A 24,227-nucleotide genomic window follows, 5' to 3' on the forward strand; every position below is an offset into this window, starting at 1 on the left:
CCCCCTTACCCTTGTGGAATACTCCCCAACACTGGGATTCCTAAATACTTCTCCACATCCTCAGAGCTCACAATGGTATTATCCATAGCTTCAAGCAAGAGAGCGAGTCCTAGCGAAGCCATCAAGCCCACAACAAAAGCAATTAAAACATTCAGTGATTTTCGTGGCGCAATAGGTCTTTCTGGGATCACCGCCCGATCCACTATACTAACACTATCTACTTTTTTTATTTCTATAACCGTTTTGGAAAACTCCCGAGCTACCGTATTCGCGATTGAAGCAGCCAGTTCAGGACTCGAATGCTTTACTTGAATCTCCAATATCTCTGTATTCGGGACTGGTTTAACCGAAATCATTGAGCCAAGTTCTTCAACACCCAAAGGCAAATTTAATTTTGTTAGGGCATTTTGCTTAACAGTTCGACTTTGGGCAATTGCGCTATAGGTTTTGGTAAGCTGCTGATTCGCCAGAAGGACGTCATAATCAATACTCCGTCCTTCTTCTTGCATCATGCCCGTAGTTTTTTCCCCAACAATCAGCGTAGTAGAAGCCTGATACACTGGTGTTAAGACATAGAAGCTAATTGCGCCACTGATGATTGCGGCGATAAGCGGTAACGTTAGGACGATCTTCCAGCGTTTGCGTAGTATTTTCAAATACTGCCTTAAATCTATTCCTTCTTCCATGACTGCCTCCCCGCTCCCCTGATAACACTATCTTTCTACTTGAGATAGGCTGTCAAAACAGTTTCCTTCTAAACAATATAAAATTTTTTTATAAAATATTCCTGATTTATCCAATTTCTACGATCGCAAAACTCCCATCATCTATAAGTGCAAAATGACGGCTACTACGTCCCCGGAAAATTATCTAGTCAGGACTTCTTGTACAATTTTCTTAATGCCTTCCTGATTGGGTTCATAATAGTAAACACATGCTCCCACTAACGGATCAGGCGCAGAGATTCCTTGTCCTGGTAACTGGTAGTACTTTATAGTTTCTTTATCTATCCCTTTGAATTCGAGTCCCAGCATTACCATTTCAGAAATTGACATATTGGTATCTACTAAATCCTCCCGCATAACCGATAATAACTGGGGTAAGTCAGAGATGGTCGAGGGCTTAAGCAATTGACCAGCTAGACCTCGAAGGATATAAAACTGATTTTGCTGACGGTCAAAATCTCCCCCTGGCAAATCATGACGTGCCTGTGCTAGCACTAGGGCCTCCTCACCCGAGAGATAATGCGCACCCGCTGATAAATGGAGGTTTGATGAAGCGTCATTTACAGCATTCGGAAGATTGACCTGCACACCCCCAAGTGCATCAACTACTTTTTGAAATCCACTAAAATTTACTTTTGCATAATAGTTGATATTTATGCCTAATAAATCGCCAACAGCTTTCACGCTTTCCATGGTTCCTTCGTGAACACCACCCCGTACCTCACCCACAGCATTGACATGTGTAATTTTGGTTAACCCAACCCCGGAAAGGCTAACACGGGTATCCCGGGGGATAGAGATAACCGAGACCTGATGACTGTCCAGATTTGCTGAAACGACGATGATAGAATCCGCTCTTCCTGGCTCGTCTCCTTCGTTATCGATACCTAGAGCAAGGAAATTCACTCTCCCTTTTGCCTCTGGCAAGGGCGACATATCAACTTTTTCATGCCCTGCTGCTGTATTTTCTATTGGTGCTACCTCAGGTTGATACACTACCTTCGGGTGATGGATTGTCTGCCGGTTCCAGTCATAAACCCCTGCGATGATTGCAACTATCCCCAAGCCCAAAAAAATGCCCACCCAAAATCTCTTCAATTTCAATAGTAGCTCACCCCATTTAATATAGATCAGAAGGTATTGACGAGTATCTAGTGTAAGCTATGTGCACTTTTTTGAAATCATTCATAATCGCAAAACCAAATGCAGGCATATATTCCCTCTTGAACAGCCTGAGTAGGCAAATTCAGCAGTAAAGTAAGTGTATAAATTTCCCATATAAATACTATACTAGGGGTAATGACGCGTTGGAGGTATTTAACATGGGAGATAAAAGTCCGAAGAATATTGCGAAGCAGAAAAAGAAAGCAGAAAAGAAAGTCACCCCGACACCATAAAAGAAGCCCAGCAACTTATCTTAACGATAAGCTACTGGGTCTTCTTAATTAAAGGATTACTATTTCTCGATCAGACCTGCCTCTACCAGAAAATCATGGGCAACAACTTCTTCTTTCATGCCCTGGTCATCTACCATAGCATTTAATTCCTGCATAGTATTATCATCTATTTTTCCTGCCAGCTTATTAAGAATTCCTTCGAGCTCCGGATATTTATCAAGAGTGTCCTGACGAACTAAAGGCAAAATATCGTAGGGCGGGAAAAATTCTTGATCATCCTCGAGTATTTTCAAATTGAATACTTTAATCTGACCATCGGTTCTAAAGGCATCAATCACATCTACCTCATTCTCATTCAAAGCGCGGAACATGATCCCATGGTCCATACCCTTAACTTCCTTAAAGTTCATGTTGTAAGTCTTTTGAAGCCCCGGATATCCATCCGGTCGATCAATAAATTCAAATTCGCAAGCAATAATTAAGTCATTAGCTACTTTAGCCAAATCACTGTAGGTGTTCAGCTTATATTTTTCAGCTGTTTCTTGTGTCACTGCAAGGGTGTAGGTGTTGTTGAAACCCATAGGTTCTAATGCTTTTAGACTATCTCCGGCAGTTAATTCCTTAGTCATAGCTAGGGTTTCCTCACTTGTTCCTGTGTTCTCCTGATAATAGTTGGCCACGATGGTTCCAGTATAATCAGGGTACATCTGAATGTCATTGTTCTCTAGTGCTGTCCACGCAACATTAGAGCCCCCGAGGTTAACTTTTCTTTCCACTTTGAGATCCGTATGAGCTTCCACCAGATCAGCCATCATATGCGCAATGATGATGTTCTCCGTAAAGTTTTTCGAACCAACGGTGATGGTTTCACCACTCTTAGCTCCACCCCCGGCACAGCCAAATAGGGCAAGTGATAACGCAGCTACCAAACCCAGTATTAGAATTTTCTTTTTCATGTTGTACTCCTTTTACTTCTTATTAAACCTTTAATCCTCTTGGTGTTGTTGCTTTTTCCAACTTGCCCAGCAGCCAATCAAGCAGCAGTGCTAGCAGCGCAGCCGGAAAAGCTCCGATTAACACCAGAGCATCTAAGTTTCTCGAGATGCCAAGGAAGATGAAATCCCCCAGACCGCCGGCGCCAATGAAAGCCGCTAGGGTAGCCGTACCGACGTTAATAACTGTAGCCGTTCGGATTCCCGCCATCATAACAGACAGGGCAAGGGGCAATTGAACTTTGAAGAGAATCTGGAAATCTGTCATCCCCATCCCTCTAGCCGCCTCGATGGTTGCTTTATCCACATCCTTAATCCCTGTATAGGTGTTGCGGATAATCGGCAACAAAGAATAGAGAAATAACGCTGACACAGCAGTTTTGATACCGATGCCAAACAAGGGAATCATAAAGCCCAGCAAGGCGAGACTAGGAATAGTCTGTAAGATTCCCGCTGCTCCCAGAACAGGCCCTTCCAGGGATTTAATGCGGGTAATCAAAATTCCGAGAGGGATGCCGATGGCGATAGCGATCAGCATGGAAAAGAGAACTAGCTGAATATGCTGACCCAATGCCTGTATTAAATCCGGCCAACGCATTTCCAATTGAAGCATAATTTGTGTCCATAATGACTCATTTCTCATCTGAATCCACTCCTTCCCCGGACCACTGATTGGCAAAAAAGCTTAACAGCGAGCCACGGGTAACAACACCGATCACTTTACGAGTCTCATTGACAACCGGGATAATTCCATAGATGGCCTTGTTTATCATTTGCAAGGCATCCTTGGCTGTGGCCGTACTCTCAAGAATCGTTTCTATAGGCTGCACGATCTCTGCCAAAGTATGGATACTTTCCTTTTTGGCATGTAAATCATAACTGGGTATGATCCCCAACAATTTGACTTTTTCGTCGCAAACAATCAAGGTGTCGGTTTTACGTTGACGCATAAAGCTGATAGCCACTGTAGGTGTTCTAGTCGGTAGGACTATGGCCGGATTCTCCCGCATGATATCAGTAACGGGAATGTACTCCGGATTTTGATAGATCCGTTGTTTTCCTATAAACTCTTCGACAAAACCGTGGGAAGGATTACTCAGCAATTGGTCCGGAGTATCCAATTGCAACAACTCGCCATCCCTCATTACGGCAATTCTGTCCCCAAGCTTGAGCGCTTCATCCATGTCATGAGTGACGAAAACAATGGTTTTATGCATTTCCGACTGAATACGCACTAATTCATCCTGAAGCTGTTCGCGGGTAATGGGGTCCAGTGCGCCAAAAGGCTCATCCATTAAAATAATATCTGGGTTGGAGGCCAGGGCTCGAGCTACCCCAACCCGCTGTTGCTGCCCACCGGAAAGCTCCCTTGGATATCGTCCAGCAAATACAGCGGGATCCAACCCGACCACTTCCATCAAATAATTGACGCGTTCCTTGATCTCAGATTCATTCCATTTTTTAAGCCTTGGTATAAGCGCTATATTATCTTCGATAGTATAGTGAGGAAACAAACCTGCCTGTTGAATAACATACCCAATATTACGACGGAGAGGCACCGGGTCAATAGCATCGATGTCCTTACCGTCGATGGTAATTCTGCCTCCGGTATGCGGAATTAGACGGTTGATCATTTTCATTGTTGTCGTTTTACCGCACCCGCTGGGGCCGATGAGTACCAGCAATTCACCATCATTTATCTCAAAATTAAGCGATTTTACGGCTTCTGTGCCATCTTCGTACTTCTTACTGACGTTTTCAAATTTAATCATAGGAATTTATCCCCCCTTAGCGAAACTTCAATGTACCAACTTCATGTATTTCATAAGTTGTCACTTGATTAGTTTATCACTTTGGGTTTCTGAGGTCAAAAAGGCTAATTGGTGATTATTGGTCATCTCCAGGGAATGGCAGGATAATTCCTAGCAAATAGTAGCGTATCCTTATATTTACTACCACACTCGCATATTTTCTAAGTTGTCACCTGGGTGTAATCATATAAATGCATATAAAAAAGAAGGGTCTCGCCCTTCTCGCAGTTTATTATTTGAAAGTAGTTTATTTCCTTGCAGTGTTTTCTTGATTACGACTGACTAGCGTGGCTTCCGTCACAAAAAGGTCGGTTACCGCTCTTTCCGCAGCCGCACAGGATAATACGGTGAGACTGCTTGATCAACTCTCCATCCGCATCAAAAACCTGAGCCAAACCTTCTACACGCAACGGCCCACTACGTGTCATTTTAACTTTTATCGAGGTAGTTTCAAGTTTCTTATAATTTATTGAACCCATTCCCTGGGCAATTTCAGGATTTACCTTAGATCCTTCCGGCAATTCATATTTTAGGGCATCTGTGGGGCACTTATCCACAGTAGCAATGATTTCTTCCGGCGTTGCCGATGCCAAGTTTACCCAAGGCCTTTCATCAGGTCTAAAGACTTGGGGTAAATTCCTCCAACACTTGCCGGCGTGTGAACATTGCCGAGCATCCCAATAAACGATTAAATCATCAGTTCTATATACTCTGGTGTTATCTGCCCCATCTGACCCGAGTGTTGTCGCCTTATCCTTACCCAACTTCCTTCCCCCTTAATCATCTATCTATACTATTATTATATAACATGTCTATTAAATAATAGTTAAAAATAAGAGAATTATCGAGGAATGAATAAATATCCTGCTATACTTGTGAAAGAATTACATATTGACTTTTGCCATTCTTCTTAGCTTTATACATAGCTATATCCGCGCTTTTTATTAACTGATCCACTGTCTCTCCGTCGACTGGGTAAACTGAAACCCCCAGACTAGCAGTAATATAAATACTTTGTCCCTCGAGGTCGAAGGGGCGTTCTAGGCTTTCGATAATTCTTCGGGGGAGCTCTTCAATTGCCTCAGCAGAGATATTCTGAGCTAAAACAAGAAACTCATCCCCGCCATAGCGGGAAACGGTATCTTCCTCCCTCAGGGTCTCAGTCAATTTATTAGCAATTTCCTTTAAGAGTAGATCTCCCTGGTCATGTCCCAGGGTGTCATTAACCTTTTTGAAGTCATCCAGGTCTAAAAATATCACGGCAAAATTCTCATTCGTTCGTTTGGCTGATAGGATCGCTTGATTAAGACGATCACTAAATAATACCCGGTTTGGCAAATCTGTTAAATAATCATGATAGGCTAGCTCATGTATTCTTTTGGTATAATAGGCATTTTCCTTCAGCTTATCAACATATAGTCTGTTGATATAATAAGCAGCAACAAGCGCAATAACCAAAAAACCTATCCTGAGTATGTAATCAGAATCATCAACCACCACAACCGGAGTCGGGGGCGCAAATACCCAAACAAAAATTTGGGTGAAAAGTGCCGATAGGCCTACCCAAAAAAGCATCGTAGGTGAGATAAATACAAGCGAAATGATAATCAGGATAAAGGGAATCGCCCATACTGTTAAGCTTCCTACTTCTATGTACTTTAAGGAAAAAAGCGGGGTGATTAAGGTGCTGATAATGATCAAAAAAGTTACAATTATCTCTTCCCTTACCTTGAACCGAATGAGCACCTGTAAAAAACAACCGAGAAATAATAGTATGCCACTTAAAATCAGAACGCTAGATAAAGAATCTTCCCAAAAAAAGTGCCCTACGAGATTGAGGACACTACCAACCATTAATCCAATGGAAATTATATTAAAAATCAAATTGAGACTATCTATATTCAATAAAAAAATTAGATTTTGATCAATTTCTCTGCTTTCTGGTATTTTTCTTTTACACATATTTATACCTCATTTAACAATTCTAATCAATTGAGGCAGAATCAAATATCTTCCGATACTTTTCATCTTATTTCAGACTTATACTATCAAAATAGACCCCGCTCGAACACTAATTTGCTCTTATTCGAGCTCGCTCGTCACTATTAATTAATATACACCATTTTTTTCTAACTGGACATAAACTGTAAGTAAGATTTTGCTTAACAAACTAAAACTAGTAGTTTATACTGAAATAACATATAGATTCTATAAAGGAGATTTTCTATGGAGCATATAGCCCGCGAGATAGGAAACAATTTGAGAAGATACCGACAGCTCAGAGGATATACTCAGGAAAAATTAGCCGAAGAGTTATTGGTCAGTGTCGGTTATATCAGCCAATTGGAAAACGGCCTCAAAACTCCATCAGTGTCAATGATTGCCAAAATTTCCGAGGTTTTGGATTTGACAGGTGCCCTTATGCTCTCTGATAATCAAGAAATTAACGGCGACTTGAAGGAGCTCGTGCAGTTATTAATTAGCAAGGATCCCGAAGATATCCTCTTTATCAAGAATTTTGCTCTTCTCTATTTCTCTAGCAAGTAGCACTTTTTCTTTTAAGAAAAAAAATTCTTAAATTATAGAATCAATATAAGAAGAGGATTTGGCAATTTCTCGGCGAATTTCTAAATATTATGGATTTATACTATAATTTGTAACTATTATAATCGAATAGGGGTAATATAAATGCGTTTAGTAAATATCGCGTTTGTCGATGAAGGTGCTGTGCTTGCCAGGCCTTTGATAGCTCCTAATGGCAAAATACTTTTACAGGCAGGAATATCACTTTCAAGAAGCTATATCGATAAATTAGCTCGCCTAGGTTTGGATTCAATGTTTATCGAGGATTCTACCTTTGATGATGTTGAGGTTTCTTCAGCTGTGTCCTTAAAGACTCGAGAAGTAGCTTATGCAGCTGTTCTTAATTTAAGTAAGAATATCGATGAGTCGCGACTTCGCTCAGGTAAGTTGGATGGGGTTAAGAACGCTGTACGAAATATTGTTGGCGACCTTCTTGATAACAAAGGATTGCTAAGTAATGTCGTTGATATCCAGGGATATGATGATTACACCTTTCACCATTCTGTAAATACTACGATCATTGCCTTGATCATGGGGATTTCCATGGGTTGGTCAGAAGATAAATTATTAGAGCTCGGCATGGGTGTACTCATGCATGACGTAGGAAAGATTAAGATTCCATATGAAATCTTCAATAAAACAGGGCCTTTGACACTGGAAGAATTTGATGAGATCAAAAAGCATCCAGATTACGGGTTTGAGATTCTTCGAAGAAACCGTGATATCAATATAGTTTCAGCACATGTAGCACTTCAACATCAGGAACGCTGGGACGGTAGTGGCTATCCACGGGGACTAAAAGGAATACAGATCCACGAATATGCAAGACTGGCAGCTGTTGCTGATGTATACGAAGCACTTACCAGCAAAAGGATTTATCGTAATGCTCATCAGCCTTATGAGGCTTATGAATATTTAATTGCCAATTCTGATCGACTCTTTGAACCTACTCTAGTGCAGAAGGTCTTTGCTAAATGTATAACCCCCTATCCCACCGGTACAGGTATCCGCTTAAGCAACGGACAAAGGGGTAATGTAGTAAAGCAAAATCCCAGCTTCCCAACCCGTCCTTATGTACGGATGACTCATGATTTTTATAATCGTCTATTTTCTCCTATTGATTATAACCTAGTCGACCATCCTTCACTGATGATCGTTGGAATCGAAAATAGATAGTTAGTTCATAAATTATCAATTAACATAGAAGAAACAAAAAAGAAGCAAAAAGGTTTATAAATCCTCTTTGCTTCTTTTTTGTTTTTAAGATTTCAACTTCTCAAAATCTTCTCGAGTGCTTTGCCTTTTGCCAATTCGTCAACCAGCTTGTCCATCCAGCGGATTTTCTGCATAAGTGGGTCTTCAATTTCTTCGACGCGAACGCCGCAGACTACTCCTGTGATTTTGTGGGAATTTGGGTTTATTTGCGGGGCTTCTGCGAAGAACGTCTCAATATCAACCTCTTTTTCAATTTGCGCCTGCATGCCATGCTCGTCATATCCCGTCAACCAACAAATGACCGCATCGACCTCATCTCTTGCGCGGCCCTTTTTCTCCACCTTTTGGACGAGTAGTGGGTAGACTTTGGAAAATGCAGTGGTAAATATTCTCGGTTTCATAGTGTTTTCTCTCCTTGCACTTTTTGGTCATGTTCCTTTTCGATTAGGGTCAGGGCAACCTTCAAGGCGGCGATTCGTCGTTCAAGAAGAGTCTGCTGTGACTTGCCCAGCTTTGTGGCATCTATCTTTTCGCACTTATGGAGCGTGGACCGCAAGGCGCGAAACGCTTCGCTTAATTCTTCGGATGTAAAGTCTGGCATAGTCTCACCTCCCACAAATAAGTATTATTCCCACAGATAACTTGTCATTGTTAATGATCCAAGTTCGCAGGATCGATTAAAAGCACTTACCTTGTCTTCTTCATCTGTGGCTCCAAGTACATACAACAAAGGATAAAAATGGTCTGGAGTTGGTACGGCAAGCTTCGCAATATTACCTTGTTCATTGAATTTCAGGATATTATTATGATTCATATTTACAATACTCTCATATATATAATCATCAAATTCATATGCCCAATCAAAGCCCTTATTACCCATTTTCCAATCAACTAATCTTAAATTATGAACTATATTCCCTGAGCCAAAGATAAGAACGCCTTTTTCTCTTAAGCTTCTTAATTCTCTACCTATATTATAATGTGCTTCCGGGGGAGCATCAGCATCTATACTAATTTGAAAGACAGGTATCTCTCTATCTGGATACATATGAACTAACACTGACCATGTTCCATGGTCAATTCCCCAAGTGTTATCATATTCTGTTTCCTTGGAAATGAGCTCCTTAGATAACTTAGCAAACCTAGGTGAGCCCGGTGAATTGTAGATAATTTCATACAGTTCTTCAGGAAAGCCATACATATCATAGATAGTTTTAGGTGTTTCCTCATTCATAATTTTGGTACCCTTTGTATACCAATGAGCAGAGATAGATAATATCGCCTCTGGTTTGGGTATCCTATCCGCTATTTGTTGCCAAGTTCTTGAATACTCGTTGTCTTCAATGGCATTCATGGGGGAGCCATGCCCGACAAATAGAACTGGCATCTTTGACATGATATTCATTTTTCACTCTCCCTTCGATCATTCTTGGAACCATCAAGGACTTGTATAACAGTTTATAAACGTTGTGGCTTCCTCGATATTTCATATTGTAAACCAAACTTTAATCAAATCCAATTTTGAGCACAGAACATTCTCCTTACTTTGCAGAATAACCTGCCAATAAGGAAACGATACCCTTAATCTGTAACCTTTTTCATGGCCTTAAAAACTTCTTGGTCAACAGCTTCTTGATAGATGTCAAAGTAAGTTTTCGAATCTTTGATCAGATCGTCGCAGAATGCCGCTACGTCCCTGCCCGTTACTTCGAGCACGCCTTTCCCCGAGGCCACGCCCTCCTCAAAAAGATCGACAATCCCCGTGAGCAAACCTATCCCGTCGGTTAGCTCAACCGGGCCGACCTTAAAAAGGTATTTTTGAATCTCTTTATAAACAATCTGATAATCTTGCGGGAGCACTTTGACGCGCGCTACGTGCGTCCGCCACTCTTTTTTGCCTTCGATGATTTCTTGTATTCTCATTTTACCCTCCTATTTAGCTAATTTCTTAGCGATATTGCTGTTGAGCTGCTCACGCCACTTATCGCGGATAGACTTTGCCCCTGCTTCGCTGGCCAGGGCTGAGCAGAAGCCTTTGATATCGTCACCCAAAACCTCTTGGACACTCTGACCATCTGCAGCCCCTTCTTCTAGCAGGCTAAGGACACCGTCAAAAATCGGCATGAGATTGCGACCGGTGAAATCTGAGTTTTGCCAAAGGCAACCATTGATTTTCTCCCATGCCCCTTGATAATCAGTCGGTAGTTTTTTGACTCGCGACTCGAAGCTTTTAAATTCTTTAGTCATGTCACTTCCCGTGATTTGTTCCCAGAAATTCATTATTTCCTCTCCTTTAACACATTAATTGTTGATGATACGAATTCCCATCTTTCCCAGAACCGCATCAGCTCCTCACGCCCCGCGTCGTTAAGCTTGAAAAACTTTCGCGGCGGTCCCATATCTGACGGTTTTTTCTCAATGTCCACGAGTTTATTCTTCTCAAGCCGGACTAAGATGGTATAAACTGTCCCGTCCACAACATCCGAAAATCCGAGGGCGTTCAGCCGTCGCGTGATCTCATAACCATAGGTTTGCTCATGACTGATGATTTCAAGCACGCAGCCTTCTAGAACACCTTTAAGCATCTCTGTAATGTTTTCCAAAGGAATCACCTCTCAACTATATAGTAACACATATATCCTGTAATACTTACTACCACTATATAGTAATGCTTAGTAGCATTCGTGTCAATAGTATAGAGATAATTTCTGCTCACAGATATATCATTTAGTGTAAAAAATAAGAGAGGGGCAGAGGCACGGGAAAATCTTACTTTCCTAGAGCCTGCCCCCGCTCTTCATCATTTAAGCCGATACTGCGCTCCTACGCTTGCGGTGGGTCGTAGAGGTCGGTGGTCTTTCAGACGGCGACCGATAAATCATTCACTCCACATGCCCGTACTTTCTTTAATCCGTCTAATGACAGAATATGCGGACAAGGGACGGAGCGTCCCAAGCGAATGCAACAAAAGGGTCAAGAAACAACATTCTTGACCCTTTCACATCAATTCCTACACATTAATGCCTAGTATTCTCAACTGCTCATTGATCTTGGCTTCCAACTCAGCAATCTCTTTTTTATCTTGCTCTAATAATTTATTTACTTCATCAAGGTCAATGGTTTTTTCTTCTTCAAACGTATCCACATAACGAGGAATATTTAAATTAAACTCGTTTTCTTTGATTTCCTCAAGTGATGCCACGTGGGCGTACTTATCAACATCCACACGATCTCGGTAAGTTGCAATGATCTTATCAATGTTTTTATCAGTAAGCCTATTTTGATTCTTACCTTTTTCAAATTCATTGCTTGCATCGATAACCAGGATGTCTTTTGTTTTTCGGTTTTTCTTGAATACTAAAATCGTAGTTGGGATACTTACACCGTAAAACAAATTGGCAGGTAGCCCTATAACGGTATCAAGGTAGTTTTTCTCAATGATGGTTTGACGAATCGTCCCTTCCGCTGCGCCACGGAACAAGACACCATGGGGTAATACAATCGCCATTGTTCCAGTATCATTCAGGTGATACAAACTGTGTAAAATGAAGGCATAATCCGCCTTAGTTTTAGGAGCGAGTTTACCATAGTCTCTAAAGCGTGGATCTTTTAGTTTGGTTTCGCTGTTGTCCCAATGAGCTGAATAAGGAGGATTCGCAACTACAGCATCAAAAGAGCGTGGGTGGTCGTTTCCTTTGGCATCAGGTCCATCGGGCCAATCGCTTTCAAGGGTGTCGGCATTAGACAGGGTCATGTTGTTAAATGAGACTCCATGCATCATCAGGTTCATACGAGCTAAGTTGTAGGTTGTGGTATTCTTTTCTTGACCAAAGAATTTAATCGCCCCCGGTTTATCCCCACCAGGCAGCTCATCTTGAACAGTTAAAAGCAAGGACCCCGATCCACAAGTTGGGTCATATACCGAAAAAGTATTATCCGATTCCTCTACACCATTAGTAACGATTTTAGCCAAAATTTTCGAAACTTCATGAGGTGTATAGAACTCCCCACCTTTTTTACCTGCACTTGCTGCAAATTGTCCGATTAGATATTCGTAGATTGCGCCAAGAATATCTTTGCCATCTTCCCCTTTATAATCAATGCTATCAACAAGCTTGACAATACGGTTAAGTGATTTCGCACGTTCATTTGTCGAAGAACCCAGTCGTGAGTCGCCAAGGTTGATGTCGTTAAACACCCCACGAAAATCTTTGACAGCTTCTTTATTTAATTCGGCGTTTTTATTGAAGTTATCAAAAATAGTCTGATAATCACTTGGAATTACCATACTGTTATCAATCTTTTGTATTAAAGATGTCCAAGTATCAAGGGGTGCAATGGCATAGCCTAGACTTGAAGAAATATCTTCTAAGTAGTCATTTAAATCGTCACCATTGGCCTGTTCTAAATAGGCTTTATTCACGGATTCGCCGATGGCAACATCAATCACATTATTTTCAACTAAATATCGTTCTTGATGTTCGGACAGATAACGATAAAACATAAAGGCTAAAATATAGTTCTTGTATTCAGCGGCGTCCATGTTTCCACGAAGCTCATTGGCCATCGCCCACAGCTTTGTTGTAATGGTTTGTAGATTATTACTCATGATGTTATTTTCCTCCTAGACAAACATTTGTTGCAGTAATGCTTTCTTCTGTAGTTGCAGATGTTCCAGCTTACGCTGATGAAGAGCGATGAGGTGGTCGAGATTATTAAAAAAAGCTCCAATTCTCCTCTGTTCATCGACAGTTGGGGCCAATAATTGGTATTCTTTCAATACCCTGTAGTACAAACGCACTCGGGTTCCACCAAGTTTTTGCATATGCGAAAAAGCTGCAAAGCTGGAAGAATTGTTTAGATGGTACAGAATAAACTTGGTGTCACTTTTCCTGTTTGAGGTGAACACTGGATACTCCTTACTAACAAGAATAGGCGTTCCCACGGTGTTTTGATTGAAATGGAACGTAGAGTCATCTGACATATGCCGGTAGGTAACATAGCCTTCAGGTACCAAGTGAAATGTCAGAGAATCGTTGATATTGCTTCTTGCACCATCAAAATATTCAGCTTGCAGGAAGATTCCTTGTCGGGAAGAGGTAGCTATTGGATACTCTCCACCCTTTATTTTATTGTCATATTCTACGAGTAAGTCGTCTAACTTCCGCTGTTCCCAAGCGTCAGTGAACCCAGAGAAACGAACTTCCGGAAAATCCTCGCCATCTTTCGGAAACATTTTTTGAAGCAGCCCTGCCTTCAAATTTTGAATGTTATTTAACTTACGCTGATGAAGGGTGATAAGGTGGTCGATTTCAATAAAAAACCTCCCAATTTGCTGTTGCTCTTCCAATTTAGGATAGAGCAAGTTCACTTGTTTCAAATCAGAATTATGCAAATGAACAACAGATTTCCCTTGAGCGCATTTAGACATTTCTTTTTGCTGTGTGCCGTTTGAAATCGTCAAAGCCAAAAAAATAGGATCAATTTTTTGATTGGGTTTGATGATATTTAAGTCTCCCCCAAGTATAAGTCCAGATTTACCAATAACTGACGCTCTTGAAATATCTTCTGCTGTTTCACCAGATGCAGGGACAACAACTTCATTTCCTTCACTGATTACAGATTTGTCTTTCATCTCTACAAAAGTATCTACATCATTTATGACAGTTTCGTACTTAGTATATAGACGACCGTATAAAACGATTGGTGAGCCACTTTCGATTAAATCATTCTTTGCATAACCGCTTCCTTTCCAAAATTCTGCAAGTTCCTCAAGTCTCCGCTGTTCCCAATCATCGGTGAATCCCGGAAACCTTATCTTCGGTACATTTTCTTTCTTTTCGCTCATTTCTGCTCTCCCTGTATTTTCTTAATTTCTTTATCGAAATCAGAAAATATTTTCTGATGCTTATCGAATTCTTTATATTCGCCAATGGCCTTTTCCTTAGCAGCACTTTGTGTAATACGCCCATGCCCTTCCAAGACTTCATAGCGGTTGAACTTCAAAAATTCATCAATACTTGTCGCAAATTCCTGCATTCCTAATAATGTTTCATCTTCAAGCAAACGCTCTACATAGTCAAAGTAAGCTGATACGTTACGTTCTAGACTGCGAATTTCTTTTTCAGAAAGGTAATTCTTTGCAACTACAACATCTGACTGTAAAATCCGCCCGTCAGGTGAATTCTTCCAAGTAGTTAGCCCCATATGTTCTTTGTCTTTATCAGCACTGTCATAAATAATTTCAGCAGCAGTTTTCCCTGTAATCGCATAATGAAACTTGTTTTGTACTGTCGCATAAAACTTCTTTGTGATATCTGAGTTCTTATCATAATCGTATGAAATCTCGGCAAAGATATCTGTTATCTGTTGCCATATCCGTCGTTCACTTGCTCGTATTGAGCGGACAGTTTCAAGTAACTCACGGAAGTAATCCTTGCCAAAAACATTCTCACCTTGTTTCATACGTTCAACATCAATCTTAAAACCTTTTTGAATGTATTCTTTTAAGACATCCGTAGCCCAAATCCGGAACTTCGTCGCCTTTTGCGAATTCACACGATAGCCAATTGAGATAATCGCATCTAAGTTGTAATATTTTACTGGCTTTGTTTGTGTTTTCCCTTCCATTGCACCGTGTTGAGTGGTATGTGCAATTTCTGCACTAACCACTTTTTCATCGAGTTCATCAGTCTCGAAGATATTTTTCAAATGACGAGAAATTGATGTTCTATCGACATCAAATAATTCTGCGATTGTTTTTTGTGTTGCCCAGATCGTTTCTTCTTGAACAAGCACTTCCACTTTTTCATCGGCATCATACATTAGAAATTGTATTTCTTTCATTATGTCCCTCCTTTTAATTTAAATTTCCACCAATTCATCCGCTAATTCGTATATTGCTTCACGCAAACCGTTCCGATATTTTATCTTAGACAATGACTGTACTTCTCCATCATGGGCAAGCGTTTTATATTCAGAACTTGCTTGAGCGATGATATCACGGATTTGTCCGGTATCATCCAGATCTTGCAAGCCGTAGCGATGGCGGCTAAACAATTCACGCATCCCCGCACTTGTGATAATATCCGTGATTCCCCATTTCACCCGGAAGTCAAGAAACATTCTATCCAGGCTAACAATGTTCGCTTGCTGGATGATTTGTTCGCTATCACTTAACCTTGCTGGATATCTAAAATTAGAACCTGCCGGTGGGTAGTGACCTTTAATGATGGCTACTGCTGCATTCATAATTTTCGCCGCATAGCTACGATCATCCAACCCATTGGCAAATTGGTTGATTTTCTCCTGAGTCTCTTTGGCTTCTTCCTTCTTACCTTCGTGAACTTGGTTCAATAATTGCTCCACAAGCTCAGTAAGATAATCATAGTCAACTTTAATATCCTTCACGTGTGTCATCCGGAGTTCGATTTGATAAAAAGGAATTTTCTTCTCTTTAGCAATATGTGACTTAAGCTCATTAGTTAAGACTGTTGTCAACATGACTTCTTGCTCTGAAGTCATCCCTAATTTCTCTACTAACTCATCTGGATTATCATAGTTAAATCCGACTTTTTCACCGCCAACTTCCTCGGGATCATATTGCTTTAATTTTGCCATTCCGCTGTTATATTCACGGAGCAAATCAAGCATAGTTTCCTTTTGTTTTTCAGAGGGTGGCAGCTGTTGAAATTCAGTCGTCAAGCTACTTAATTTCCCAACTACTTCTTTCACAACCTTAAACACATCTTCAAAGGGTTTGGCAATGATGCCGTCTTTTTGATTAGACTCCCGTTGTTCATCTTCAGATAAAACTGCTGAATCTTTATTCGCATAAACAGCAAGGGCTTTATTCATCAACTTCTCGTTTTGTGCAGGCCATCGGTAATTTACCACACGTCCCCATGGCTTCTCTTGCATATCAGCAATACGGTTAGTTCTTGAATAGGCTTGAATTAATCCAGCGCCTTTTAAGGTTCTATCCACATAAAGGGTGTTCAGTTCAGGGGCATCGAAACCAGTTAATAATTGGTCCACCACGATGACCAAATCCAGAAAATTACCATCAGTGGCAGATTTATTTAAGCGCGAGGTTACGTCTTGGGTATAGCCCGAAACATCATCCATCCCAAAGGATGTGCCAAATTCAGCATTATACGCTTTAATTGCATCGTGCAAACCTTGATTAGTAGCAAGCATGCTATCATTATTCGATGAATTTTGACTAAATGTAACGGCGACTTTTAAAGTCTGGCCGCCCTTCTTTTTATTTTCTTCGTTGACACGTTGAAACTCCTGAAAATACATCATCGCCATGGGCGTACTTGCTTTACCACCACCCACGTGAGATGTCAACAAAGCATTATACTTGCCTTCATTAGAACGGTTACGCCAATTTTTGAAGATGTCTTCCACTACCAGCTTGATGTGATCGGGGTTTTCATCATAGAAACTTGGTTCAACCGCATCGTCCATATCTTCTTGAGAAAGATTGTTGATTTTTTCTTGAATTTGTTCTTCGGTCCATTTGGGATAACGTTCACGGTAAAACCCAGGAAGATACTTTTCTTTCATCTGCTTTTCATCAATTGTTGTCTCAAAATCGACTTTGAAGCCTAAAACATTGCGGTCCGCAATCGCTTCACGAATCGTATAGGCATGTAATAGTGGACCAAAAATATCTGCTGTGCGAAGCCCGCTGGTTGTTTCATCAAACATCGGTGTTCCAGTATAACCAACCCAGGCAGATTTCTTAAAGGCTTTTTGGATATTCTTGAAGGAGTCACCCCCAGTGGAACGGTGTGCTTCATCCACGATGAACACGATATTCTTATCTGGGGCTTTAAAGGCTTTGCGTTTCACCAAAGTGTCGAGTTTTTGAACAGAAGTTACAATAATGTTATTGTCCCTGCTTTTAAGCTTACGACTCAAATCAGTGGTATTGTCTGTGTTTTGAACGCTGCCAAATGTGTCTTCTGTCGCATCAGGGTCATAGGCTTGGTAATTTTCATTGGTTTGCTTGGTTAAAGCGATTCGATCCACAACAAAAACGACCTTATCCACTTTAGGCATCCGGCTGGCTAGCCATGCCGTTTTGAAACTGGTAATGGTTTTACCGGAACCGGTGGTGTGCCAGATATAACCGACTTTATTCATGCCTAGTTCAAAGTCAGCACGTTTCAAACCCTCAATAACGTTTTGTGTCGCATAAACTTGGTAAGGACGCATAACTTTCAACGTTTGTTTGTTTTTTGTTCCGTCCAAAATCATATAGTTTGTAGCCATTTGATGGGCCATCGGAATTGAAAGCATTGAATCTGCAAATTCCCTCCAGTTGCGCACAATGGTGTTGTCACTCTTGCGTTGCCAGTTAAAAGCGAAGTCCTTATTAAATTTATCTGACGTAGTATTAGCCATATACTTCACGTTGTTTGGGGTGATTGCCACCAAAATTTGCAAAGTTGAGAAAATATCACGATACTGATTTTCATCAGCATATTGTTGCATTTGATTGAGAGCTTCATTAACATCGCGAGTGTCACGCTTTTCTTCAATTTGAATGATTGGCAGACCGTTAATTAAAAGAGTCGTGTCAAAACGGCGATTTTGTTTTCCGGTGATAAGTGCCGGTCGATCAATCTGATTGACCACTTGATAAACTGTATCCCCGGCCCCTATTTGTTTCTGATCAAAAACAGTCAGGAACACATGACGCCCATCGTCTAAGTCAATCTCGATTTGCGACACACCATTTAAACCATATAAGAACTGCCCTGCTTGGTAAGGTGTCTGAATGCTGGAGATAATTTTCTTAACTTGGTTAAATTCCACTGCACTTAAAGGATGGTCAAGGGTGTTTTGGTTGTGTTGTTCCAAGATCATCTTGAAATTATCCCAGAGTTGTTCTGTAGTTTTAATATTTGGTTCATATCTCCAAAGTTTAGTTTTTACTACATAATCAGCATGTGATTCTTTGAGAACATTGTCGCCAATTCCCTCTAGCACTGGTTTTGTAATTATGCCGCTGGTAATGTATTGAATTAGTTCTGTCTCAAATTGATTCTCGTTCATCTATTACTTGCCTCCCTTAGCTTTTCTAAGACTATGGTGGTTTCTGAATTTGCCGCTCTAGTTCTCAATGCTTCCAGCCGTAATTGGTTTAAATAAAGTTCACCAATAATCCGCTGTTTTTCTATTGTTGGCAACTCTAGTAATTCAAGTTCTTTCACTTGTTTCAAAGTATATTTTAGAACTTGTGAACCCTGTAATCCCATTTGGAACTGTTTCATAATGGATTTATCTTCATTAAGTATGTAAACAAGATATCTTGAATCTACCTTGTCACCAGTTACTAACTTAACGTAGTTTTGCGTATAAAGATATCCCTGATGACTCGAACTAACTATAGTACACCTTCCCGATATCAAACTAAAAACAACATCACCTTGACATAGCGTGTTAACCTTATCAAAGGTTCTCACTTGTTTATTATTACTACCATTAGAATCAATCCCAATCAAATCATCTTCAATATCTTGTTGTCCATAATAGGTATAGAGTGGCGCTTTATCATCCAATACTTCTTTAATCCTAAATTGTGGCGAACCACTCACGAACTCAACGACATTCTCGATCTTTTCCATATATTTGTGCCTTTCTTAAATTAATCTCTAGCTCAAATTATAATTGGATAATTTCAATAGTTCAAGTTTAGATTGTAATTTCAAAAAATTAAAGATCAATTTAGGACAGTATGACAAAGCAAACATCTGCTATTAGGCAAATTAGAGGCTTCCTAGAAAAACCTAGGAAGCCTCTAATGAAGTATCTTTTATGGCAGCACAAGCAATGCTTAACTACACTGCTCTACCGGCATCGTTTCCGGCACGGATCGCTAAAGCGATGTTATAAGGCTCATTGCAGTCACCGATTGCGTAAGTCTCTTTCACCGCAATACCATTAAGTAAGGATTTGTTCGGCAATAAGTCGGCCGCGTTGATGATTGAGTCGGCGGGGATAACCATCTCTACACCATAATCAGTTTTAATAGTGATCTTGCCGTCACCGATCTCCTTGATCGTGGATCCCGGATAGGCTTTGACACCCAGCGAATAGAGGGCTGAGGTCATAAAGCGCATGGCGTGCTGAGACTGTTCCTTGTCCAGATCCTCATTGGGGTTTGGCGTCACAATGGTGACCTTCTTCTTGTGCACCGTCAACCACAAAGCGCAGTCGAAGGCTTGAGCGTTGGAGCCAAAGACCACGACGTTTTCGCCGGTGTCCTTGCCCATGAATTGGCTAAAGTCGAGAATCGGCACATTGCCGCCACTTGCTCCTACCTCACCCGACAAAGCGCCGACTGCCAGGATTACTGCATCAGGGGCTTCGCTGTTAATCAGGGCGGTGTCTACTTCTTTGCTCACAACTACATTGACGCCGTTGAGCTCTAACTGCTTGATCAGGTAAGCCTTAAGGTCGTCAAGGTTTTCGTGAGGTCCTTTGACCATGCGGGCAAAGGTGAGATTCCCGCCCAGGTTACCACTCTTTTCATAGAGTGTGACCTTGTGACCACGGGCCGCGGCGATGCGGGCGGCTTCCATACCGGCAGGACCGCCGCCGATGACCATGACCTTCTTGGCAACTGTAGCCGGTTGAAGCTCATAAGTCTTCGGACCCTTGTCAGTCATTACCCGTTGGGTCAGCGCGTTAACGCGGCAATAACCCATTGCCCGGTTCATTTCATTAGAGCCGATGTGGCAGTGTAGACAGCGAGTGCAGGGAGCAATTTCATCGAGGCGCCCCGCTTTCAACTTATTGACATATTCGGAGTCAACCGTAAGCGGGCGATTCATGAGATAGAAATCGACTTTCCCGTCGGCCAGCGCCTTCTCAAATAAATCCGGGGCATGGGCCGGATCCATATAGGTGACAGTTCCGCAAGGAATGCTGAGAGCTTCTTTGTAGCGCCCGACGATGTCAATCAGCATACCGGCACCGCTGTGGTTGCCGATCAGCTGGCCTTGCCAATGCCTGGAGAAATCCCACTGAGTCCCGTAGCCGGTAGCGCCCTCGATACCGTTCAAGATAAAGTAAAGGTCGCTGCCGAATTGACAGGGGTGGTTGCCTAGGGGGCCTAAGCGCAGATGCATGGCATCACAGCCGGCAGCCTCAAACAGCTTAGCCAAGCCGATGCCTTCTTCAATAGTCGTCACCTTATTATGAGGAGCAGTGACCTGATTATCTAACCACATTAGGGTGGCGTTGTTGTCAAGGTTATCTGTTTCTTCGATGCAGTCAATCAAGAGTTGGACCACAAAGTCTTTGCCGCAGGTTTTTTTGATTTTAGTGAGGCATTCTGTGACGAAGCGAGCTCGATTTTCCAGACTGCCTGCGCCGTATTCATCAGTGCGGACGTTGTGGTAACGGGAAAGGAACTGCTCACCTAGGTTGAAGCCGGCGGCGTTAATCTCCAGAGCAACAAAACCCATTTTTTGAATCAACTGAGCGATAGCCACCCCACGGGCCTGTGCTCCCGCAATATCTTGGGCCGTCATATCGCCCACTGCCTTCATGGGGAACTGTGCCCATTGATAACCAAGCTTGGCACCGTATTTGCCACATTCCTTAACGAGCTTCTTGCCGAATTCGATCGTTGCTTGAGGAACAGCGCTACCGTCCAAGGGCGGTTCTAACTGACCAATCCCTTCGATCCAGATGAACTCAACACCGCCCTTAGCTAACTGCACGTAGTATTGGAGCAGCTCATCGTTAAGCCCAGCCAGGTAAGTAGCTGATCCGGCCGCTGATTTGATCATACGATGATTGAGGTTAAGGGGGCCGATCTTCAGCGGTGACAACAGGGTCTTGAAGCCGGTGGTCTTTTGACGGTAATCGTAATTCTGGGGATTGAGATAGGCCGCGGGGATCAGTTCGCCGCTTGGGGCGCCGGCCATATTTTCAGCGGCACCACCTGCGGTGCTTACCGGGTCACTGCCTGCCGGTGCTGCGGGGGAGCACCCGCTAAGTCCTGCTGCCCCTGCAGCAACCAAACCAGCTGCTCCGACACCAGCTAAAAATTGTCTTCTTGATAAACTCATAATTCTTCTCCCTTCTAAAGCTCCTAGTAATTTAGTCTGATATGCTATTCGTTGCTTTCCGACGCCACTACTTGCCCAGGGCGTACTTAGCTGCGTTAGCACCGGCTAGGCGACCGGAGGTCAGCGCCCAGCTATGAGCCTGCCCGCCGTAAGAGGTGTAAGGAATACCGCTGGAGAACAGAACACCCATGGAGTCCTGACCCACAGCATAAAGATTCTCGATAGCCGAGCCGTCGGCCCGCAACACATTCATATCGGCATCCACATTCAAGCCACCGCAAGTGGCGTAGGCGTATCCGGAGCAGATCACTGCGTAGTAGGGACCTTCAGCGCCATTGAGGCTGTTTTTCAGGGTCGCCCCATCGCAGCCGATGGCCTTGGCCAGATCGTCGATACTTTCAGCCCTGAGGACATTTTTATAGTCGGTTCCCACCTTTAGAATCTCCTCAATATTGGGGATGGGTTGACCGGCTTCCACTGTTCCACCCTGGTCCATGAACATGGACTTATTGACCTTGGTCAGGCCCTTGGTCTTAATAGCTTCGATTTGGGCGGCGGTGTAGATATTGTAATAACGATACTGGGGTGCCAGACAGATCTCCTCTTTGGTATTCCACAGTTTACCGGTCCCATCCACCGCCAGGGCGTCAGTGGCAATGGCCAGAGAGGTGAGAACCTGCTTGCCATTAGCATCCAGATCGTTGTTTTTGATTAGGTTGGCAACCTGGTTGATGTGTACCATCGGGGGAATATCAAGGTTCATCAGTGCACCACCAGCAGAGACACCGAGCTTAATGCCATCGCCGTCATCCACCGTCATGGCCACAGTATTGGTTGGGCCGTCCAGGTATTCGTTCATCATATCAGCATTGCCAATAAAACCACCGGTGGCAAGGATGACAGTCTTTCCGTAGATTTCATAGGTGGTACCGTCATGGTAAACTGCTTTCACGCCCACTACCTTGTCGCCCTCCTTAAGGAGTTCCTGAGCAGTGAGTTCCAGCATATACTCAGCGGCAGGGTTGCGATCCCGGGCTTTTTTAACCGCATTGTCAAACATATAGGTCTTGTTGGTGCCGAAACGGTTCTTGGTCTCGCCGCCATAGTAGCACCAAATCATCCAATCAGGATAGGGGCTGAGGATAAAGCTGCTCATCGGGGAGAACTTAAAATCCCAGTCCTGAATCATCCAGTCCAGAGTTTCTCCGGACTCATCAATTGTCATGCGAATCATTTCAGGCTTGGCATCAGCACCACAATAGTTGTTCCAATCCTTATAAAGGGCGTCAGCGTCAATATATTCCTTACCGCCGAATTCCTCATCCATCTTAACCTTAGAGTTTATGGCCATCGGGCCGCTGGTGGTAGCGCTTTGTCCACCCAGCTTGGCGGCGGTCTCAATGCCAAAAACCTTAGCCCCCGCCTGGGCAGCGGACAAGAAGGAGGTGATACCCGAACCACCCAAGCCTACTACTATGACATCGTAGCCTTCTTTTTTCACGATATTGGTGGATTTAGGAACCTCGCTGTACCATTCGGAGCTTTTGCCGCCAGCAGCTTCAATGGCTTGCTCCACGCAGCCACGCACGCCGTTGGAGGAAATAGTGGCTCCGCTGATACCATCCACAGCTAGCGATTGGGCCTTGAGGACACGGGGAATATAGTTGTCAAGAACGGTATAGAAAATCTCGCCGGTGTAGGTCTCTTGTTCCTCGACAATTTTGATATCGGTGATGGCGTTGTCCTTAAAGGTCACGTCAGCCTTAATCATCCCGGTCCAACTAAAGCCGGGTGCTTCACCGCTGTAGGTACCATCGGCTACCGCTGTCTTTTGATCGATATCCTCGCCCTTAGCCTGAGCAACACAACTCGCAGCGGCTGCCAAAATTGCTTTGCTCGTGAAGCTCGCGCCGCTTACCCCGTCGACGCTAGGGGACTGTGCAGCCATGAGCAGGCCGGGGAACTCCTCAATGGCTTTGCCGCCGACCTCAGGAGTCTCATCGGCTCCTTCAATCTTTACGTCGGTGATGGCATTGGCGTCAAAAGTCATCGTAACGGAGACCTTACCACCGAAGCCCATGGCTTGGGCAGTATAGGTGCCGGCAGTATACACTCCTTTTTTGGCTACGGATTGGGAACAGCCGGTCAGGGCCAGACTCAGCATCAGCAGGCAGGCCAAGAGGGTGTAATAATGCTTTTTCATTCTATTCATCATCTCTTTTCCTTTCTTCTCCTTGCAGATTTACCATTCTACGCTTTTATAGAAGATACAGCCTTTGTCAAATCACCCATGTCATTTCATTAGGTCTGAATATCCCCCCCTTTGCTTACCACTGGTAAAAGCTGTATCCTATAATTAAATAGTAAACTTGGGGGTAACACCTGAGTCAAGGAGTTTGTGTAAAAA

22 protein-coding genes are annotated in these 24,227 nt (G+C 42.8%); 2 read left to right on the forward strand and 20 right to left on the reverse strand.

Going from position 1 to position 24,227, the window contains the following annotated elements; translation table 11 throughout:
• Nucleotides 1-5: 5 nt before the first annotated feature.
• The 7 genes from AAC978_RS04865 to AAC978_RS04895 all read right to left on the reverse strand — a co-directional run bounded on the left by AAC978_RS04865 (nucleotide 6) and on the right by AAC978_RS04895 (nucleotide 6,626).
• Nucleotides 6-686, reverse strand: a complete 681-nt coding sequence (locus AAC978_RS04865; RefSeq protein ID WP_341546885.1) for a YveK family protein — start codon at nucleotides 684-686, stop codon at nucleotides 6-8.
• A 180-nt stretch (nucleotides 687-866) separates the two neighbouring features.
• Nucleotides 867-1,823, reverse strand: a complete 957-nt coding sequence (locus AAC978_RS04870; RefSeq protein ID WP_341546886.1) for an LCP family protein — start codon at nucleotides 1,821-1,823, stop codon at nucleotides 867-869.
• A gap of 358 nt (nucleotides 1,824-2,181) precedes the next feature.
• Nucleotides 2,182-3,078 (reverse strand): glycine betaine ABC transporter substrate-binding protein, encoded by an 897-nt coding sequence (locus tag AAC978_RS04875; protein ID WP_341546887.1) that lies wholly within the window; start codon nucleotides 3,076-3,078, stop codon nucleotides 2,182-2,184.
• Nucleotides 3,079-3,100: 22 nt separating this feature from the next.
• Entirely contained in the window at nucleotides 3,101-3,757 is a 657-nt protein-coding gene (locus AAC978_RS04880) for an ABC transporter permease (RefSeq protein ID WP_341546888.1), read from the reverse strand.
• A complete protein-coding gene (locus AAC978_RS04885; RefSeq protein WP_341546889.1) occupies nucleotides 3,747-4,886 on the reverse strand; it encodes an ABC transporter ATP-binding protein in 1,140 nt (379 codons plus the stop codon). Before AAC978_RS04885 ends, AAC978_RS04880 begins: the two co-directional genes overlap by 11 nt.
• 311 nt (nucleotides 4,887-5,197) lie before the next feature.
• Complete coding sequence (locus AAC978_RS04890) at nucleotides 5,198-5,689, reverse strand: (4Fe-4S)-binding protein (RefSeq protein WP_341546890.1); 492 nt, start codon at nucleotides 5,687-5,689, stop codon at nucleotides 5,198-5,200.
• A gap of 103 nt (nucleotides 5,690-5,792) precedes the next feature.
• Nucleotides 5,793-6,626 (reverse strand): GGDEF domain-containing protein, encoded by an 834-nt coding sequence (locus AAC978_RS04895; RefSeq protein WP_341546891.1) that lies wholly within the window; start codon nucleotides 6,624-6,626, stop codon nucleotides 5,793-5,795.
• A 525-nt stretch (nucleotides 6,627-7,151) separates the two neighbouring features.
• Here AAC978_RS04895 and AAC978_RS04900 point away from each other — a divergent pair.
• Entirely contained in the window at nucleotides 7,152-7,472 is a 321-nt protein-coding gene (locus AAC978_RS04900; protein WP_341546893.1) for a helix-turn-helix domain-containing protein, read from the forward strand.
• Nucleotides 7,473-7,613: 141 nt separating this feature from the next.
• Complete coding sequence (locus AAC978_RS04905) at nucleotides 7,614-8,684, forward strand: HD-GYP domain-containing protein (RefSeq protein ID WP_341546894.1); 1,071 nt, start codon at nucleotides 7,614-7,616, stop codon at nucleotides 8,682-8,684.
• Between the two features lie 92 nt (nucleotides 8,685-8,776).
• Here the strand turns inward: AAC978_RS04905 and AAC978_RS04910 are convergent, their stop codons facing one another.
• From AAC978_RS04910 to AAC978_RS04970, 13 genes are all read right to left on the reverse strand, one after another.
• Nucleotides 8,777-9,124: a DUF2200 domain-containing protein gene (locus AAC978_RS04910; RefSeq protein ID WP_341546895.1), complete on the reverse strand. Its 348-nt coding sequence runs from the start codon at nucleotides 9,122-9,124 to the stop codon at nucleotides 8,777-8,779.
• A complete protein-coding gene (locus AAC978_RS04915; RefSeq protein WP_341546896.1) occupies nucleotides 9,121-9,324 on the reverse strand; it encodes a hypothetical protein in 204 nt (67 codons plus the stop codon). Before AAC978_RS04915 ends, AAC978_RS04910 begins: the two co-directional genes overlap by 4 nt.
• 24 nt (nucleotides 9,325-9,348) lie before the next feature.
• Nucleotides 9,349-10,128, reverse strand: a complete 780-nt coding sequence (gene ygiD / locus AAC978_RS04920) for a 4,5-DOPA-extradiol-dioxygenase (RefSeq protein ID WP_341546897.1) — start codon at nucleotides 10,126-10,128, stop codon at nucleotides 9,349-9,351.
• Between the two features lie 176 nt (nucleotides 10,129-10,304).
• Entirely contained in the window at nucleotides 10,305-10,646 is a 342-nt protein-coding gene (locus AAC978_RS04925; RefSeq protein WP_341546898.1) for a DUF1048 domain-containing protein, read from the reverse strand.
• 9 nt (nucleotides 10,647-10,655) lie between these two features.
• On the reverse strand, nucleotides 10,656-11,003 hold the full coding sequence (locus AAC978_RS04930) for a DUF1048 domain-containing protein (RefSeq protein ID WP_341546899.1): 348 nt from the start codon (nucleotides 11,001-11,003) through the stop codon (nucleotides 10,656-10,658).
• On the reverse strand, nucleotides 11,003-11,326 hold the full coding sequence (locus AAC978_RS04935) for a PadR family transcriptional regulator (protein ID WP_341546900.1): 324 nt from the start codon (nucleotides 11,324-11,326) through the stop codon (nucleotides 11,003-11,005). Before AAC978_RS04935 ends, AAC978_RS04930 begins: the two co-directional genes overlap by 1 nt.
• Nucleotides 11,327-11,733: 407 nt before the next feature.
• Nucleotides 11,734-13,332, reverse strand: coding sequence for a type I restriction-modification system subunit M (locus tag AAC978_RS04940; RefSeq protein ID WP_341546901.1), 1,599 nt, complete (start codon nucleotides 13,330-13,332; stop codon nucleotides 11,734-11,736).
• A gap of 15 nt (nucleotides 13,333-13,347) precedes the next feature.
• Complete coding sequence (locus AAC978_RS04945) at nucleotides 13,348-14,571, reverse strand: restriction endonuclease subunit S (RefSeq protein ID WP_341546902.1); 1,224 nt, start codon at nucleotides 14,569-14,571, stop codon at nucleotides 13,348-13,350.
• On the reverse strand, nucleotides 14,568-15,569 hold the full coding sequence (gene rhuM / locus AAC978_RS04950; protein ID WP_341546903.1) for a RhuM family protein: 1,002 nt from the start codon (nucleotides 15,567-15,569) through the stop codon (nucleotides 14,568-14,570). Before rhuM ends, AAC978_RS04945 begins: the two co-directional genes overlap by 4 nt.
• A gap of 18 nt (nucleotides 15,570-15,587) precedes the next feature.
• Nucleotides 15,588-18,794, reverse strand: coding sequence for a type I restriction endonuclease subunit R (locus AAC978_RS04955; protein WP_341546904.1), 3,207 nt, complete (start codon nucleotides 18,792-18,794; stop codon nucleotides 15,588-15,590).
• The gene (locus AAC978_RS04960) at nucleotides 18,791-19,366 is read right to left on the reverse strand and encodes a restriction endonuclease subunit M (protein ID WP_341546905.1); all 576 of its coding nucleotides are present in this window, start codon (nucleotides 19,364-19,366) and stop codon (nucleotides 18,791-18,793) included. The genes AAC978_RS04955 and AAC978_RS04960 overlap by 4 nt, the downstream gene beginning before the upstream one ends.
• A 213-nt stretch (nucleotides 19,367-19,579) precedes the next feature.
• On the reverse strand, nucleotides 19,580-21,820 hold the full coding sequence (locus AAC978_RS04965; protein ID WP_341546906.1) for an oxidoreductase: 2,241 nt from the start codon (nucleotides 21,818-21,820) through the stop codon (nucleotides 19,580-19,582).
• A gap of 67 nt (nucleotides 21,821-21,887) precedes the next feature.
• Complete coding sequence (locus tag AAC978_RS04970) at nucleotides 21,888-24,035, reverse strand: FAD-binding protein (RefSeq protein WP_341546907.1); 2,148 nt, start codon at nucleotides 24,033-24,035, stop codon at nucleotides 21,888-21,890.
• Between the last annotated feature and the right edge of the window lie 192 nt (nucleotides 24,036-24,227).

The sequence above is a fragment of the Desulfitobacterium sp. THU1 genome, assembly GCF_038181555.1.
Classification (GTDB): domain Bacteria; phylum Bacillota; class Desulfitobacteriia; order Desulfitobacteriales; family Desulfitobacteriaceae; genus Desulfitobacterium.

What these genes read in the sequence shown, in the direction of transcription:
- AAC978_RS04910 (WP_341546895.1), bottom strand. Translation starts at nt 9,124, where the DNA reads ATGAAACCGAGAATATTTACCACTGCATTTTCCAAAGTCTACCCACTA.
- rhuM (WP_341546903.1), bottom strand. Translation starts at nt 15,569, where the DNA reads ATGAAAGAAATACAATTTCTAATGTATGATGCCGATGAAAAAGTGGAA.
- AAC978_RS04915 (WP_341546896.1), bottom strand. Translation starts at nt 9,324, where the DNA reads ATGCCAGACTTTACATCCGAAGAATTAAGCGAAGCGTTTCGCGCCTTG.
- AAC978_RS04875 (WP_341546887.1), bottom strand. Translation starts at nt 3,078, where the DNA reads ATGAAAAAGAAAATTCTAATACTGGGTTTGGTAGCTGCGTTATCACTT.
- AAC978_RS04925 (WP_341546898.1), bottom strand. Translation starts at nt 10,646, where the DNA reads ATGAGAATACAAGAAATCATCGAAGGCAAAAAAGAGTGGCGGACGCAC.
- AAC978_RS04905 (WP_341546894.1), top strand. Translation starts at nt 7,614, where the DNA reads ATGCGTTTAGTAAATATCGCGTTTGTCGATGAAGGTGCTGTGCTTGCC.
- AAC978_RS04945 (WP_341546902.1), bottom strand. Translation starts at nt 14,571, where the DNA reads ATGAGCGAAAAGAAAGAAAATGTACCGAAGATAAGGTTTCCGGGATTC.
- AAC978_RS04940 (WP_341546901.1), bottom strand. Translation starts at nt 13,332, where the DNA reads ATGAGTAATAATCTACAAACCATTACAACAAAGCTGTGGGCGATGGCC.
- AAC978_RS04865 (WP_341546885.1), bottom strand. Translation starts at nt 686, where the DNA reads ATGGAAGAAGGAATAGATTTAAGGCAGTATTTGAAAATACTACGCAAA.
- AAC978_RS04960 (WP_341546905.1), bottom strand. Translation starts at nt 19,366, where the DNA reads ATGGAAAAGATCGAGAATGTCGTTGAGTTCGTGAGTGGTTCGCCACAA.
- AAC978_RS04880 (WP_341546888.1), bottom strand. Translation starts at nt 3,757, where the DNA reads ATGAGAAATGAGTCATTATGGACACAAATTATGCTTCAATTGGAAATG.
- AAC978_RS04965 (WP_341546906.1), bottom strand. Translation starts at nt 21,820, where the DNA reads ATGAGTTTATCAAGAAGACAATTTTTAGCTGGTGTCGGAGCAGCTGGT.
- AAC978_RS04885 (WP_341546889.1), bottom strand. Translation starts at nt 4,886, where the DNA reads ATGATTAAATTTGAAAACGTCAGTAAGAAGTACGAAGATGGCACAGAA.
- AAC978_RS04900 (WP_341546893.1), top strand. Translation starts at nt 7,152, where the DNA reads ATGGAGCATATAGCCCGCGAGATAGGAAACAATTTGAGAAGATACCGA.
- ygiD (WP_341546897.1), bottom strand. Translation starts at nt 10,128, where the DNA reads ATGAATATCATGTCAAAGATGCCAGTTCTATTTGTCGGGCATGGCTCC.
- AAC978_RS04970 (WP_341546907.1), bottom strand. Translation starts at nt 24,035, where the DNA reads ATGATGAATAGAATGAAAAAGCATTATTACACCCTCTTGGCCTGCCTG.
- AAC978_RS04955 (WP_341546904.1), bottom strand. Translation starts at nt 18,794, where the DNA reads ATGAACGAGAATCAATTTGAGACAGAACTAATTCAATACATTACCAGC.
- AAC978_RS04930 (WP_341546899.1), bottom strand. Translation starts at nt 11,003, where the DNA reads ATGAATTTCTGGGAACAAATCACGGGAAGTGACATGACTAAAGAATTT.